General features: G+C 24.7%; 12 protein-coding genes. All 12 read left to right on the top strand.

The genetic code is table 11. The features are described 5' to 3' along the window. Positions 1–69: 69 nt before the first annotated feature. A complete protein-coding gene (locus H8891_RS04780; protein ID WP_187005421.1) occupies positions 70–744 on the top strand; it encodes a DUF3298 and DUF4163 domain-containing protein in 675 nt (224 codons plus the stop codon). 149 nt (positions 745–893) lie between these two features. Further along, positions 894–1343 carry a C-GCAxxG-C-C family protein gene (locus H8891_RS04785; protein ID WP_147544497.1) on the top strand — a complete coding sequence of 150 codons (450 nt, stop codon included), beginning with the start codon at positions 894–896 and terminating at the stop codon, positions 1341–1343. A gap of 13 nt (positions 1344–1356) precedes the next feature. Further along, complete coding sequence (locus H8891_RS04790) at positions 1357–2340, top strand: TDT family transporter (RefSeq protein ID WP_187005422.1); 984 nt, start codon at positions 1357–1359, stop codon at positions 2338–2340. Positions 2341–2369: 29 nt separating this feature from the next. Then, on the top strand, positions 2370–2612 hold the full coding sequence (locus H8891_RS04795) for a YgjV family protein (protein ID WP_147544493.1): 243 nt from the start codon (positions 2370–2372) through the stop codon (positions 2610–2612). Positions 2613–2769: 157 nt separating this feature from the next. Next, a complete protein-coding gene (locus H8891_RS04800; protein WP_187005423.1) occupies positions 2770–3657 on the top strand; it encodes a fascin domain-containing protein in 888 nt (295 codons plus the stop codon). Between the two features lie 365 nt (positions 3658–4022). After that, positions 4023–5165 (top strand): pyridoxal-phosphate-dependent aminotransferase family protein, encoded by a 1143-nt coding sequence (locus tag H8891_RS04805; RefSeq protein WP_187005424.1) that lies wholly within the window; start codon positions 4023–4025, stop codon positions 5163–5165. A 191-nt stretch (positions 5166–5356) separates the two neighbouring features. Continuing rightward, complete coding sequence (locus H8891_RS04810; RefSeq protein ID WP_187005425.1) at positions 5357–6520, top strand: galactokinase; 1164 nt, start codon at positions 5357–5359, stop codon at positions 6518–6520. 13 nt (positions 6521–6533) lie between these two features. After that, a complete protein-coding gene (locus tag H8891_RS04815) occupies positions 6534–8030 on the top strand; it encodes a UDP-glucose--hexose-1-phosphate uridylyltransferase (RefSeq protein WP_187005426.1) in 1497 nt (498 codons plus the stop codon). 10 nt (positions 8031–8040) lie between these two features. Continuing rightward, positions 8041–8793 (top strand): alpha/beta fold hydrolase, encoded by a 753-nt coding sequence (locus H8891_RS04820; RefSeq protein ID WP_187005427.1) that lies wholly within the window; start codon positions 8041–8043, stop codon positions 8791–8793. A gap of 221 nt (positions 8794–9014) precedes the next feature. After that, the gene (locus H8891_RS04825) at positions 9015–12251 is read left to right on the top strand and encodes a DEAD/DEAH box helicase (protein ID WP_187005428.1); all 3237 of its coding nucleotides are present in this window, start codon (positions 9015–9017) and stop codon (positions 12249–12251) included. Between the two features lie 122 nt (positions 12252–12373). After that, positions 12374–12574 (top strand): cold-shock protein CspD, encoded by a 201-nt coding sequence (gene cspD, locus H8891_RS04830; RefSeq protein ID WP_147544479.1) that lies wholly within the window; start codon positions 12374–12376, stop codon positions 12572–12574. Positions 12575–12746: 172 nt separating this feature from the next. Beyond that, the gene (recQ, locus tag H8891_RS04835) at positions 12747–15179 is read left to right on the top strand and encodes a DNA helicase RecQ (protein WP_187005429.1); all 2433 of its coding nucleotides are present in this window, start codon (positions 12747–12749) and stop codon (positions 15177–15179) included. Positions 15180–15338 lie beyond the last annotated feature (159 nt).

Genomic DNA, 15338 nt, shown 5'->3' on the forward strand with positions numbered 1-15338 from the left:
TTTTTATTTGCAACAAATTGTATAACAATACATATTCTAAACTATAATTTATATTTTAGGGGGAGAAATATGAGAAATACTTTAGAATGCAAGAATAACTATTCATGTATATCCGAAAATAAGTTATCTAGGGATACTGAGTTTTTAAAATATGAATTAATTTATCCTAAATTTATATATCATAATGACTATGATATATATAAAATTCAAAAGATAAATGAAATTATATACAATGATATGATAACATTTAAACAGAGTATAGAGAAAGAATCAGAAGAATATGAAAAAAACTATAATAAAGAAAATATTAAATATCAATATGAGGGATATATGAGTTTTAAAGTAAATTATGATAAAAATGACATTATAAGTATAACCACTGAAAGATATGTATTTACAGGTGGAGCACACGGTATGACTTATTTGGTAGGATATAATTATAATTTAAAAACAGGAGAAGAAATTAAGTTAAAGGATTTATTTAAAAAAGGAGTAGATTATAAAATTATTATAAATAACTCTATAAAAAAAGCTATAAAACGAAATGAAGAATTATTTTTTAAAGATGATGAGGGTTTTAAGGGTATAAGTGATAATCAAAAATTTTATATATCTAATGATGGAATAATTATCTATTTTGATATATATGAAATAGCACCATATTATGTATCCATTCCTAGGTTTAAATTATCCTTTAAAGAATTTAAAAAATACTTAAATACAGAATATATATGTATTGAATGAAAAAGATTACCATTTAGGTAATCTTTTTATAGTTAAAATCTATAAAGTTAAAAATAGCTATAGATTTTAACTATTTTACAAAAATATATAATTGACTTATAATTACCAATGTAGAAAAATGTCAAACAATACGAAGTGGAGGAATAATTATGACAAAAAAAGAAAGAGTAGAAGAAGTAAGACGTATAGCAGAAGGTTATTTTGAAAGAGGAGAATTTTTTTGTTCAGAAGCTGTATTAAAAACTATAAATGATGAACTAGGAAAACCATTTAGCGATGATGTGACTAAATTAGCATCAGGATTTCCTATTGGAATAGGTAAATCAGGATGTTTATGTGGAGCTGTAAGTGGAGGAGTAATGGCGTTTGGGATGGTTTATGGAAGATGCCATAAAGAGCCTATGAATGATAAGATGTTTGTAGCTTCAGCAGGTTTACATGATCATATAAAAAATATATATAAAAGCACTTGTTGTAGAGTTATGACTAGAAATTTTGAGTTTCAATCACCAGAAAGAAAAGCTCATTGTATAAAAATAACTGGAGAAGTAGCAGCTTATATAGCTGAAAAATTAATAGAAGATAATAAATTAAAGTAATAGGTGATTGAGTATGAAAACTATAAGAAAAGGAATTTCTAAGAGTGATTTTGAAAATATACCTATAGCAATAGCTGGAATATCGCTTGGATTTATGAGTATATCAACAGCACTTGTGGAATTTAATATTTTATGGGTTAGACATTTAGCGGTTTTATTTTCAACTATATCCATATTAATATTAATTATAAAAGCTATACTCCATCCAAATAAAGTTTGGAATGAACTAAAAAATCCATTAGCAGGAAGTATATATCCAACTATTTCTATGACTATTATGTTAATAGCTGTGTATGTGGTTAAATTTAATTTACAATTTGCAAAAACATTATGGATAAGTGCAACTATCTTACATTTTATAATTTTTATTATGTTTACTATACATATGTTAAAAGATTTTAGGTTAACAAATATGTTACCTAGTTGGTTTATATCTACAGTAGGTATCGGTTTAGCAGCTGTTACAAGTAAACCTATGAAGATGCCTTATTTATCGAGAATAATATTTTATTATTCATTAGTGTTATTTATAGTGTTAGGAATAATAATGATTTATAGACTTATATTTATGGATAAGCTCGAAGGTAATAAAAAGTTTACTTTAATGATAATGACAGCACCAGCTAATATTTGCTTAGCTGGATATTTAGCTGTTTATGAAGAACCCAATATTATGTTACTTAAATTTTTAGCTTTACTAGGATATGCATCTATAATATATAGTTTTGTATTATTACCTAGACTTATAAACACACCTTTTACACTAGCACTTGCACCTTTAACATTTCCTTTAGGAATTGGAGTTACTGCAGCTCAAAGATACATAAAATATTTAAATCATATAGGCTCTAATTTAGAAATAGTTTTAAGATATATATTATACATTCAAGTTATAGTATCAGTTATTGTTATAGGATATATAGTTATTAAAACAATACATTTGTTAATTAGAGATTTTATATTAGTGAATAGTACAATGGAAAATATCAAAGAATAAACATAATAAATTCAAAAAGGAGCAGATTTATGTTTATTGTTGATCCTATTGAATGGATAGGATATTGTGCATCTATATTAATTGCAATATCTTTAACTATGACATCCATTGTTCCACTTAGAATAATAAATTCTATAGGATGCTTTTTATTTGTTGTATATGGAATTTATGTAGGTGTATACCCAGTTGCAATAGCAAATGGAGTTATAATAATTATCAACATATATAATTTATATAAATTATATAAAATTAAACAAAATAAAAAAACTTAAGTAAAAAGACTTAAAGCATTAATTATATGATAATTATAATTTTGCTTTAAGTCTTTTTATTTTACACATATTTATGACTTGGACATAATGCAAAATAAATAAAGAATTCATATATTAAAAATATATATTATTAAATAAATTAAATGGGGGATTTAATATGAGAAATATTAATATGGATTTGATGTATTTTGAATATCTATATAAAAAAGGAATAATTAAAAAAGATACTTATAACAAAATAATAAGAGATATTACTGAAGAAAAAAATAAATTGGTTACTATAAAATCAGTCTATAATGATGAGTATATATCTGTAGATGGAGAATTAAATGAATTGATAGCTGGTGAAAAAGATGTAGAGTTATCGGATAGATTTGTACTTATAAATATAGGCGGAGGTAATGCTATATTACAAACTCAAGAAGGATTTTATATAAGAGTTGATGATGATGATAATAGGGTATATGCAAATGAATTTAATATAAAAGATGCAACTATATTTACTTTAATACCTATAAATGAGAAAGAAGTAGCTCTTAAAACAGATAAAGGCAATTATGTAAAAGTTGGAGAAGAAGAAAGATTAATAGCAGATGAATCTATGCAAAATGAAAAAACTGTTTTTAAAATTAAAGAAGTTGTTGAGATAATTTATAATGATATAGTTATGATATCTTTATCAGAAGAACGTTTTGTAAGTGCTATAAATGGAGGAGGATCTTATTTAGTAGCAACTGAATTTGATCAATCTGAAAATGAAGAATTTACGTTATTCCAATTTTTAGGAGGAGAATCTATTCTTAAAACTTCGCAAGGATATTATGTAAGAGTTAGAGATGATTTAGTTTTAGTTGCAGATACTAAAAATATAGAAGAAGCTAGTAGATTTTCAGGAGAACAAATAGGTGATGATGTAATAATTGTAAAAACTCTATATGGTAATTTAGTTAGAGTTAGAGAGTTAGACAAATATTTAATAGCAGATGCAAAAGAAATAACTGAAAGTTGTAAATTTAATATATATCAGTCTACAAGACCAATCTAATATAGCTTTATTTTTCATAAAAAGTATAAATAAAACAAATGATGAAATAATTACCTAGTAGATATAAGGCTAAGAAACCAAAAATAACTAAAATTAAAAACTATTCATGTCAAATTCATACAAAATTCATAAAACCATAGTAATATTTATATATAGGATAAATACCTCCCAAATAATCAATGTTACAACCCTAAAAACAAACATTAACCCTTTAAAATAGATGCATTTGTATGCATCTATTTTTTTGTATATAAATTATAGCAGAATGTATGGATACAAATAAAAAATAAATTTAAATTGTATCATAGTAGTTAATAATAATATACAATCAAGGTATAGAAGACTTAATAGGGGAGTGATATTAAATGAATAACAAAACTGTATATATGCCAGGACCTACTAATATTAAGGAAAATGTAAGACAAGCTAGATCTATAAAAACTACAAACCCTGATATAGATATTGAGTTTGTAGAGTTTTATAAAAACACTTGTGACAAAATAGGAAAAATAATAAAAACTACAAATGATGTATATATACTAAATGGAGAAGGTATACTTGGACTTGAAGCTGCTTGTGCATCTTTAACTGAAAAGGGAGATAGAGTATTAATAATAGATAATGGAGTGTTTGGAAAGGGATTTGAAGACTTTGTAAGTATGTATGGTGGAAAAGCTATACTATTTAGCGAAACGCATAAAAAATCAATAGATATAGATAAATTAAAAAACTTTTTAGAAAAAGACAATGATTTTAAATATGCAACATTAGTTCATTGTGATACACCTACAGGAGTATTAAATGATTTAAGTAAAATATGCCCACTACTTAAAAAATACAATATACTTACAGTCGTAGATTCAGTAGCTGCTATGGTAGGAGAAAAACTTTTAGTTGATGAATGGAAAATAGATATAGCACTTGGTGGTTCTCAAAAAGCAATATCTGCACAACCTGGATTAACTATAGTAAGCGTAAGTGAAGATGCTAAGCATTTTATAAGAAGTAGAAAAACTAGAGTAACTGGATTTTATTGCAATTTAAGTATATGGGAAAACTACTATAAAAATAAGAAATTCCCATATACAATGCCCATAAGTGATATAGTAAGTATAGATAAAGCGTTAGATAACATTTTAGAAGAAGGAATAGAAAATGTAATTGAGAGACATAGAAGAATAGCTAATTCTACAAGAACTGCATTAAAAGAATATGGACTAGAACTTTTTTTAGAAGATGGGTACTCAAATACTGTAACAGCTATAAATATACCTAAAAATATTGGAGCTTTAAATTTAACTAATCATATATTAAATAAATATAATACAATTATAGGTACTTCTTTAGGAGAGTATGTAAATAAGCTATTGCGATTAGGACATATGGGTGAAAATGCTAAACTAGAAAGAATAATATATATTTTAAATATATTAGATAGCAGTTTAAAAGATTTAGGTTTTCAAGGAAAAGGATGCTTAGTAGAATTATTTAATAAAAATTATAAATAATTCTCATAGTTTTTATAACTGGAATGAATATAGATAAGTTTTTGAAAACACATTAATAAATATAAAAATAGACTATAATGAAATTCCTTTATATAGTCTATTTTTTATTTTAATAGCTTTACTTATACATATTAATATACTACCATTATTTATAGAAAATTAAGAAAAAGTTATCAAAAGGGGGAAGCGATTTGAATTTAGATTTAAATAAAGAATTTGAAATTATATTTAATAAAAAAAGTGATAATACATACTTCTCTCCAGGTAGAATAAATTTAATAGGAGAACATACAGATTATAATGGAGGTCATGTATTTCCTTGTGCATTATCTTTTGGTACATATGGATTAATTAGTAAAAGAAAAGATAACTTAATGAGAGTGTATTCAATGAATTTTAAAGATTTTGGAATAATTGAGTTTAATTTAGATAATATGATAAATGAAAAGATTCACAATTGGGCTAACTATCCAAAAGGGGTTATAAAAACATTAAAAAATCATAACTATAAAATAAATTTTGGACTAGATATTTTATTTTATGGAAATATACCAAATGGAGCTGGTTTATCTTCATCAGCATCTATAGAAATTTTGATGGGAATTATATTAAATGATGTATTCAATTTAAATATAAATAGGATAGATTTAGTTAAAATGTGCCAGGAAGCTGAAAATAAATTTATAGGTGTTAATTGTGGAATAATGGACCAATTTGCAATAGGTATGGGGAAGGAAAATTGTGCAATTTTACTTGATTGCAATACTCTAAATTATAGATATAGCAAAATAAATATGGATGGTTATAAAATAGTTATATCAAATACTAACAAAAAAAGAAAACTAGCAGATTCTAAATATAATGAAAGAAGAAGTGAATGTGAAAGAGCTCTTAAAAATTTAAAATCCAAATTAAATATCAATACTTTAGGAGAGTTAACAGAAGATGAATTTAATGAAAATATAAATTTAATAAATAATAATACAGATAAAAAAAGAGCAAAACATGCTGTATATGAAAACCAAAGAGTTTTAAAAGCTGTTAAAGCTTTAGAAGAAAGTGATTTAAAATTATTCGGAAAACTTATGATAGATTCACACAATTCATTAAAATATGAATATGAAGTTACTGGAATAGAATTAGATACATTGGTAGATATAGCTTTAAAACAAGAAGGTGTTATAGGTTCTCGTATGACAGGTGCAGGATTTGGAGGATGTAGTGTAAGTATAGTTAAAGAAGATAAAGTGGATGATTTTATAAAAAATGTAGGCAAGTTATATGAAGAGTCAATCGGATATTCACCAAGCTTTTATGTAGCTAATATAAGTTGTGGTGCAAAAAAATTAATTTAGTTAGGAGTATGTTATGATTAATTACGAAATAAATAGACTAATAAATTTCGCTCTATCTGAAGAAATGATTCATGAAGATGATATTATATATTCTACCAATTTATTACTTGGGTTATTAAAAGTAGATGAGTTTTATAAAGTCGATGTAGTTGAAAACTTAGATACTCCAACTCCTATACTTGAAAATATATTAGATTATGCAGTAGATAAAAATCTGATTGAAAATACTACTACACAAAGGGATTTATTTGATACCCAGATAATGAATTGTGTTATGCCTAGACCATCAGAAGTTATTAAAACCTTTAATAAACTATATATTAAAAATAAAAAACAAGCTACAAACTATTATTATAACTTAAGTATACAATCAAATTATATAAGAAAATCTAGAACAGATAAAAATATAAAGTGGAAAACTAAAACAAATTATGGGGATTTGGATATAACTATAAATTTATCAAAACCAGAAAAAGATCCTAATGAAATATTAAAAGCTAAGATTACTAAAAGTGCATCATATCCTAAATGTTTATTATGCAAAGAGAATGAAGGTTTTTTTGGTAATATAAATCATCCATCAAGACAAAACCATAGAATTATACCAATTTATCTTTCAGAAAACAAATGGTTTATACAGTATTCACCTTATGTTTACTATAATGAACATTGCATAATATTTAATGAATACCATGAGCCTATGAAAATAAATGAAAATACTTTTAGAAATTTATTTAATTTAGTTGATAAATTTCCACATTATTTTATAGGTTCAAATGCTGATTTGCCAATAGTTGGAGGTTCTATTTTATCACATGAACATTATCAAGGAGGAAATTATATATTCCCTATGGAAATAGCAAAAGAAGAAATGGTATTTAAAGTTAATGGATATGAAAATATCAAACTTAGTACTTTAAAGTGGCCTATGTCAGTAATTAGATTAAGCGGAAAAAACAAAAATGAAATTATAGCCTTAGCTTCAAAAATTCTTAAAACTTGGAAAACTTACTCTGATAAATCAATTGATATAATAAGCCAAAGTAATGGTGAAGTTCATAATACTATAACACCTATTGCTAGAAAAAAGAATAATATGTATGAATTAGATTTAGTTCTTAGAAATAATAGGTCTAATGAAGAAAATCCGTTTGGAATTTTTCACCCTCATGAAGATGTTCATCATATAAAAAAAGAAAATATAGGACTTATAGAAGTTATGGGGCTTGCAGTATTACCTGCAAGACTTGAAAAAGAAATTAATATATTAAAAGGTTATTTACTAAATAAAGTTTCTGATATTAATGATGATGAATTTGTAAGAAAACATGGAAAATGGTATAATTATATTATAGATAAATATAATTACATAACAAAAGAAAATGTAGATGATATTTTAAAAGAGGAAATCGGTGTCAAATTTTTAACTGCACTATCTCATGCTGGAGTATTTAAAAGGGATGATAATGGTATTAAAGCTTTTACAAAGTTTATAAAGCTATTAGATTAGAGGTGATAAAGTGGATTTAAAAAAATCATATAAGTTAAATGGTAATAATACAGGTTGCTTATTAATTCATGGTTTTACAAGCACCCCAGCAGAAATGTACCCATTGGCTAAGGTATTAAATGATAAAGGATATACAGTGCATTCAATACTTTTAAGTGGACATGGAACAAATCATGAGGAACTTTTGAAAGTATCATATATAGATTGGTATAATGATGTAGAAAAAGCATATGAAGAACTCTTATTTGAATGTGAAAAAGTAGTGGTTATAGGACATTCTATGGGAGGGCTTTTGGCTTTAATGTTAGCTTCTAATTACCATATAGATAAACTTATATGCTTAGCTTGTGCACTTAAACCAAATAATCGATGGGTAAAATATACGGGCATATTAAAATATTTTAAAAAATACACGGAATGGAAAAATACTAGTAATTTTGTCGATGAAGAATATAATAAATATAGACTTAACTATAAAACTTTTCCAATACATTCAGTATATCAACTATATCTTGCATCAAGGGCTGCAAGTAGTTGCTTAAAAAGTATTACTTCTGATATACTTATAATGCAGGATACAAATGACTCTCAAGTAAAAAAAGAAGGTGCTTATTCATTATATAATGGCATATCAAGTAAACATAAAAAACTAGAATGGATTGATGGGGCAACTCATAGTTTAACACTAGGACCTAAGCGAGAAGAAGTATTTAAAAAAATACTAGATTTTATAGAATTTAAACCAGATGATTTAATATATTAATTGTTAAAGTAATGGATGTTAAAAATCATATTAATATGACTTTTAACATCCATTACTTTTTATTGCAAATTTTAAAATTTGCATTTTTTATTATGATTATAAATACAATGTTTATGAATATAAAAGGATAAAAAAATTAAATATTAATAAAGCTTAATTTAGTATAAATAGGATAAATGTGGTATAATAAAAAGATGTCCAAAAAATGAGAGGTGAGAAAATTGCAACTTAAGGAACTTATAGATATAGTAAGAGAAAATACACAAAAATCTATGTGGGCTAGAGGATATACTTATTATAAAAAAGGAATAGTAGATCAAGCCACTCCACATATGAAAAATGGAATATTAACAATTGATGGAATAATAGGTGCAGATTTCTCAAATGAAATTTACTATACATTGCTTGAAATAGATTTAAAGAAAAAAGAAATAATAAAAGCTAAATGTAATTGCATAGATTTTGTAAATAACGAAGCTGAAAATTCAAATTTTATATGTAAACATAATATAGCATCTTTTCTTCTTTATATAGATACTTTACAAAAACAAATAAAACAGCAAAAACTAGATAAAAAGAAAAAAGCTCAAGAACTAGATCCAGCTAAACAAATGTTAAAACTTGCTAAAGAAAGATTAACACAAAATAAAAAAGTAAATTTAGATGTATATTTAAGTAAAAAAGAAGGAAGCATCGGTACATACTATCAAGCTAATTTTAAAATAGGTAGTGAAAAAATGTACGTACTTAAAAGCATTCCTGAATTTATATATGCAAGGAAAGAAAAGAATACTATAAAATATGGTAAGGATTTTGAATATAATCCAATAACAGATTATTTTTCTAAAGAAGATGAATTAATAGTTAACTTTATAGAAGAATATATAAATATAGAACAAAATATATACAAAGAATTTAAAAATGATGTAAAGCTTATAGATGGCAAAAATTTAAACATATTGGAAAGTGGATTAAAAAAATTTCTTTTAAATTTTAAAAATAAAGAATTTGTGTTTTTGTATAAAGAGAAAGAGTATAAAACTAATATAGAAAACAAAGATATAAATATAAATTTTTATATAAATGAATCTAAAGATAAACTTACATTGAATTCCAATAGTAAAAATATTTATCCTCTAAACAATAAAGGAGATATATTGTTATTTAATGAAAAGATATATCTTATATCAGATAAACAATGTTATAATTACATACCATTTCATAATATCTTAGCAAAAGATGGTCATATAGATTTTAAAAAAGAAGATGCAGATTCACTTTTTAATGGTTTATTACCTGTACTTAAAAGAGCATCAAAAGACATAGCTTTTGATGAAAACTTAGAAAAACAAATAAGAAATAATTTAGATGTGAAATTTTACTTTGATAAAATAAATCACAATATATCTTGTTTTATAGACTACGTATATACAGATGAAAATGAAAATGAGAATGAAAATAAAGGCTATGTAATAAGAAACTTTACAAAAGAAAATGAAATAGAAGATATAGTTTGCGCATATGGATTTGAAAGATATGGTGATAAGTTACTATGTAAACTTTCTCAAGATGAGTTATTTGAATTTTTCAAAGAAAAGATATATGAACTTAATAAAATAGGAGATATATACTACTCAGATAAGCTAAAAAAAGTTAAAGTCTACAAAAGTAATGATGTAAAAGCAAGCTTTAATTTAAACAAACAAAACTATTTAGAGTTTAATTTTAATATAGATGATATACCAAAAGAAGAACTTGAAAATATACTTTGGGCTTTAAGAAATAAAAGAAAATACTATAAATTAGGAAGTGGAAGCTATATAGACCTTGAAGAAGATAAAATGGTTAAATTCTTAGAATTAGTAGATGATATCAAAAATAGAAATGTAGAAAATTATAATCAAATAGATTTTAATGAAGAAGATAATAAGATATCTTATAGTTTAGGTAGTGCTAGTTCTATATATTTAAAAAACTTAATAGATGAAAATGAATTTAACTTTATAAACGGTATCGAAAAGGTAAATGAAATATCAGATAAATTTGAAACAATTGGTGATATAGAAGTTAGCTTACCAAAAAATTTAAAAGCAAATCTTAGAGAATATCAAATTCAAGGATTTAAATGGTTCAAAAATTTAAATCATCTAAAATTTGGAGGTATACTAGCAGATGAAATGGGGCTAGGAAAAACTATTCAAACAATAGCATTTTTACTTTCTGAAAAAGGTAAAAAAAGTATAGTAGTAGCGCCTACATCACTTATATATAATTGGAAAAATGAACTTGAAACTTTTGCTCCAGATTTAAATGTATTGGTTTTACACGGTAATAAAAATGAAAGAAAAGAATTAATAAAAACTATAAAAGATAATGATTTAGTACTTACAACTTATACAATATTAAAAAATGACTTTAAAGAATTAGAAGATATAGTATTTGATTACTGTATAATAGATGAAGCTCAAAATATCAAAAATCCTTATTCTCAAAATTCAGAAGCTGTAAAAAAAGTAAATGCAAAAGTCAGATTTGCACTTACTGGGACTCCTATAGAAAACAACTTATTAGAACTATGGTCAATATTTGATTTTATTATGCCTGGATATTTATATTCAAAAAATAAATTCCAAGAAAAATTCATAAAAACTAATGATAATATTAAGGAACTAAAAAAACAAATACAGCCATTTATGTTAAGAAGACTTAAAAAAGAAGTTTTATCCCAGCTTCCTGAAAAGATAGAAACTAAGTTTTTTGTAGAAATGACTGATGAGCAAAAGAAAGTTTACAAAACTTATGTAGAAGATATAAAAGATAAAATGAGAGAAACTGATTTTGAAAAAGATAAAATAACTATACTTTCATATCTAACAACTTTAAGACAACTTTGTTTAGATCCTTCTATAAAAGTAGAAAATTATAAAGGCAATAGCGGTAAAATAGATGTTTTAAATGAGTTAATAAAAGAAAATATTGAAAATAATCATAAAATACTAATATTTTCTCAATTTACATCAGTTTTACAAAATATAAGTAAAGAACTTGAAAAAGAAAATATAATCTATTTATATTTAGATGGAAGAACTAATCCAAAAGAAAGAGTAGAGTTAGTAGATGAATTTAATCAAAATAAGGATATTAAAGTATTTTTAATATCTTTAAAAGCTGGAGGAACAGGATTAAATCTTACATCAGCTGATATTGTTATACATTTTGACCCATGGTGGAATCCTGCAATTGAAAATCAAGCAACAGATAGAGCACATAGATATGGTCAAAAAAATGTTGTTGAAGTTATAAAATTAATTGCCAAAGGAAGTATAGAAGAAAATATATTAAAATTACAAGAAGATAAAAAAGAACTTATACAAAAAGTTATAAGTGAAGACTTTAAAAATGAAAGTTTGATAAAAATGTTATCTAAAGAAGAATTAATCAACTTAATTACCAATTAAATGAAATTTTTAAACATTTATTTAGTAAAACGCTTGTAATTAATAATTATATATGATATTATTAACACAAATAGTAAAGAAGTGCTGAAAGATTGTGCTTTAATTTTTAGGAGGATTCCATAATGAAACAAGGAATAGTAAAATGGTTCAACAATGAAAAAGGATTTGGATTTATATCTGTAGAAGGTGGAGATGATGTATTCGTACATTTCTCAGCTATACAAAAAGATGGATTCAAATCATTAGAAGAAGGTCAAGCTGTTAACTTTGAAATAGTTGAAGGTGCTAGAGGACCTCAAGCTGCTAACGTTACTTTAGCATAATTTATATAATATAGTATATAACACTCCTTAAGTATGCTTGCATATTTAAGGAGTTTTCTTGTTTAAAAAACTATTTAATCTTCCAATTAAGAATAAAATTTATAAAGAATGGATAAAATTAGCTTAAAGAACAAATGTTCGATTTGGTATAAATTAGTTAGGAGCGAATAAATTGGATATAAAAGCTTTAGATATATTAAAAAAATATTACGGATATACAAGTTTTAGAAAAGGGCAAGAGGATATAATAAACACAATTTTAAAAGGAGAGGACATACTTGCTATTATGCCAACAGGTGGAGGTAAGTCTATATGCTATCAAATACCTGCCCTTATGTTAAGTGGAATGACTATAGTTATATCTCCATTAATATCCCTTATGAAAGATCAAGTTGATGCTTTAAAGGCTATGGGTATTAATGCAACCTTTATAAATAGTTCGTTATCTTCAAGTGAATTTAATAACATTATAAATGGTATAAAAGAAGATGAGTATAAGATTATATATATAGCACCTGAAAGATTAGATTCTTATGAATTTACAAATATTATAAGATGTAAAAATATAAGTCAAATAGCCATAGATGAAGCACACTGTGTATCTCAATGGGGGCATGATTTTAGGATAAGTTATAGAAAAATATCACACTTTATAAGTAGTTTAGATACTAGACCTATTATAACTGCTTTTACGGCAACAGCTTCATTAGAAGTTAGAGAAGATATAATAAATTTATTATCTTTAAATAAGCCTAAACTATTTATAACAGGATTTAACAGAGAAAATTTAAATATTACTATAGAAAAATCTTCAAGTAAAGATGAATACTTATTAAAATACATAGAAAATCATAAAAATGAAAGTGGAATAATATATGCATCTACAAGAAAAGAAGTAGATAAAATATATGAAGGACTACTTAAAAGAGGATATAGCATATCTAGATACCATGCAGGCCTTTCAATTGAAGAGAGAAAGTTAAACCAAGAAGAGTTTATAAAAGATAATATAAATATAATGGTTGCAACTAACGCTTTTGGTATGGGAATAGATAAACCTAATATAAGGTATGTAATTCACTATAATATGCCACAAAGTATAGAAAACTATTATCAAGAGATAGGAAGAGCTGGTAGAGATGGAGAAAAAAGTGAGTGTATATTACTATTTACTCCAGGAGATATACATATACAAAAATATTTAATAGAATTAGGTACAGATAACCCTGAAAGAAAAAATATACAGTATAAAAAGTTGAGAGAAATGTCTGACTTAGTATATAGCAATGATTGTTATAGAAAAAATATTATAAATTATTTTGGGGAAGAATTTAAGGAAAAATGTAACAACTGTAGTAATTGTTTAGATGAAGGAGAGATAATAGATAAAACATTAGATGCCCAAAAAGTTATATCATGTATAGCTAGGATGAAAAGAAGTTTTGGTATAACAATGATTATAGATGTTTTAAGAGGATCTAAAAATAAAAAAGTTATTCAATTTGGTTTTGATAAACTATCGACTTATGGAATAATAAAAAACTACTCTCAAGATGAATTAAAAACTTTTATAAATACCTTGATATCTCATGGATTTATAGATTCAATAGATGGTACATATCCTACTATAAAGTTAAATGATAACTCTATAAAAGTTTTAAAAGGGGACTTAAAAGTAGAATTTAAAGAAAGCAAAGTGTCTAAAGTTTTAGAGGTATCTAATGAACTTTATGATATTTTAAAACAAACTAGATACAATATAGCAAAAGAAGAAGGAGTTGCTCCTTATATGGTATTTGGAGATGGAACTTTAAAAATGATGGCTAGTAAATATCCTACAACTAAAGAAACTATGTTGAGTATATCTGGAGTAGGAGAAATAAAGTATGAAAAGTATGCTAAGCCATTTGAAAGTGCTATATTAAGATATGTAGAAGAACACAATATAGTGCCTAACAATACATATAAAAGCGATACTAAAGAATTAAATTTTATAGAAGTTACAACAGATAAAAAATTATATGAACAATTAAATGCTAAAAGGCAAGAGCTAGCTAATAAAGAAAGAGTATTACCATCTATGATAATATCTAAAAATTCTTTAAAAGAAATAAGTGGTAGATATCCTACAAACAAAAAACAACTAAAAGATATAACTGGATTTGGACCTGTTAAAGTAGATAAATATGGAGATGATTTTCTAGAAATCGTACTAGATTATATAAAAGATAAAGAAATATCTACAAGTTGGATAGAGAAAAAGAAGTTAAAAGTAATAATAGATGGAGATAGTAGAAGTAATGAAGAAATAGCAATAGATATGATAAAAGACAATAATGAGTTAGATTATATATCTAAAGAAATAGAAGTATCAATATCTACTATACTTGGATATATAACTGATATGATAAAATCAGGTAAGGAAATAGATTTTAAAGTAAATTTAAATAAGTACTATAATGATGATGAAAAAAATATGATATTAAGTATATGTGAAGAAGAGGGAATAGATAAAGTAAGTAATATAAAAAAGAAGTTACCTGATAATATAAAATATGAAACTATAAGAGCAGTTATATTAGAAAATTATTATTGTATAAAATAAGATATATTAATTAAAGTGATAAATCCATAGCTAAAATAGTTATGGATTTTTATATGTAAGTAAAAAATTTATAAAAAGTAACAAATTTCAGGAAAACATCTTGACTTTTTCCTAAAAATCATATACAGTATATTGTATACAATATGTAAACGAAAGGGG

Source organism: Paeniclostridium hominis (assembly GCF_014306135.1).
GTDB lineage: Bacteria > Bacillota > Clostridia > Peptostreptococcales > Peptostreptococcaceae > Paraclostridium > Paraclostridium hominis.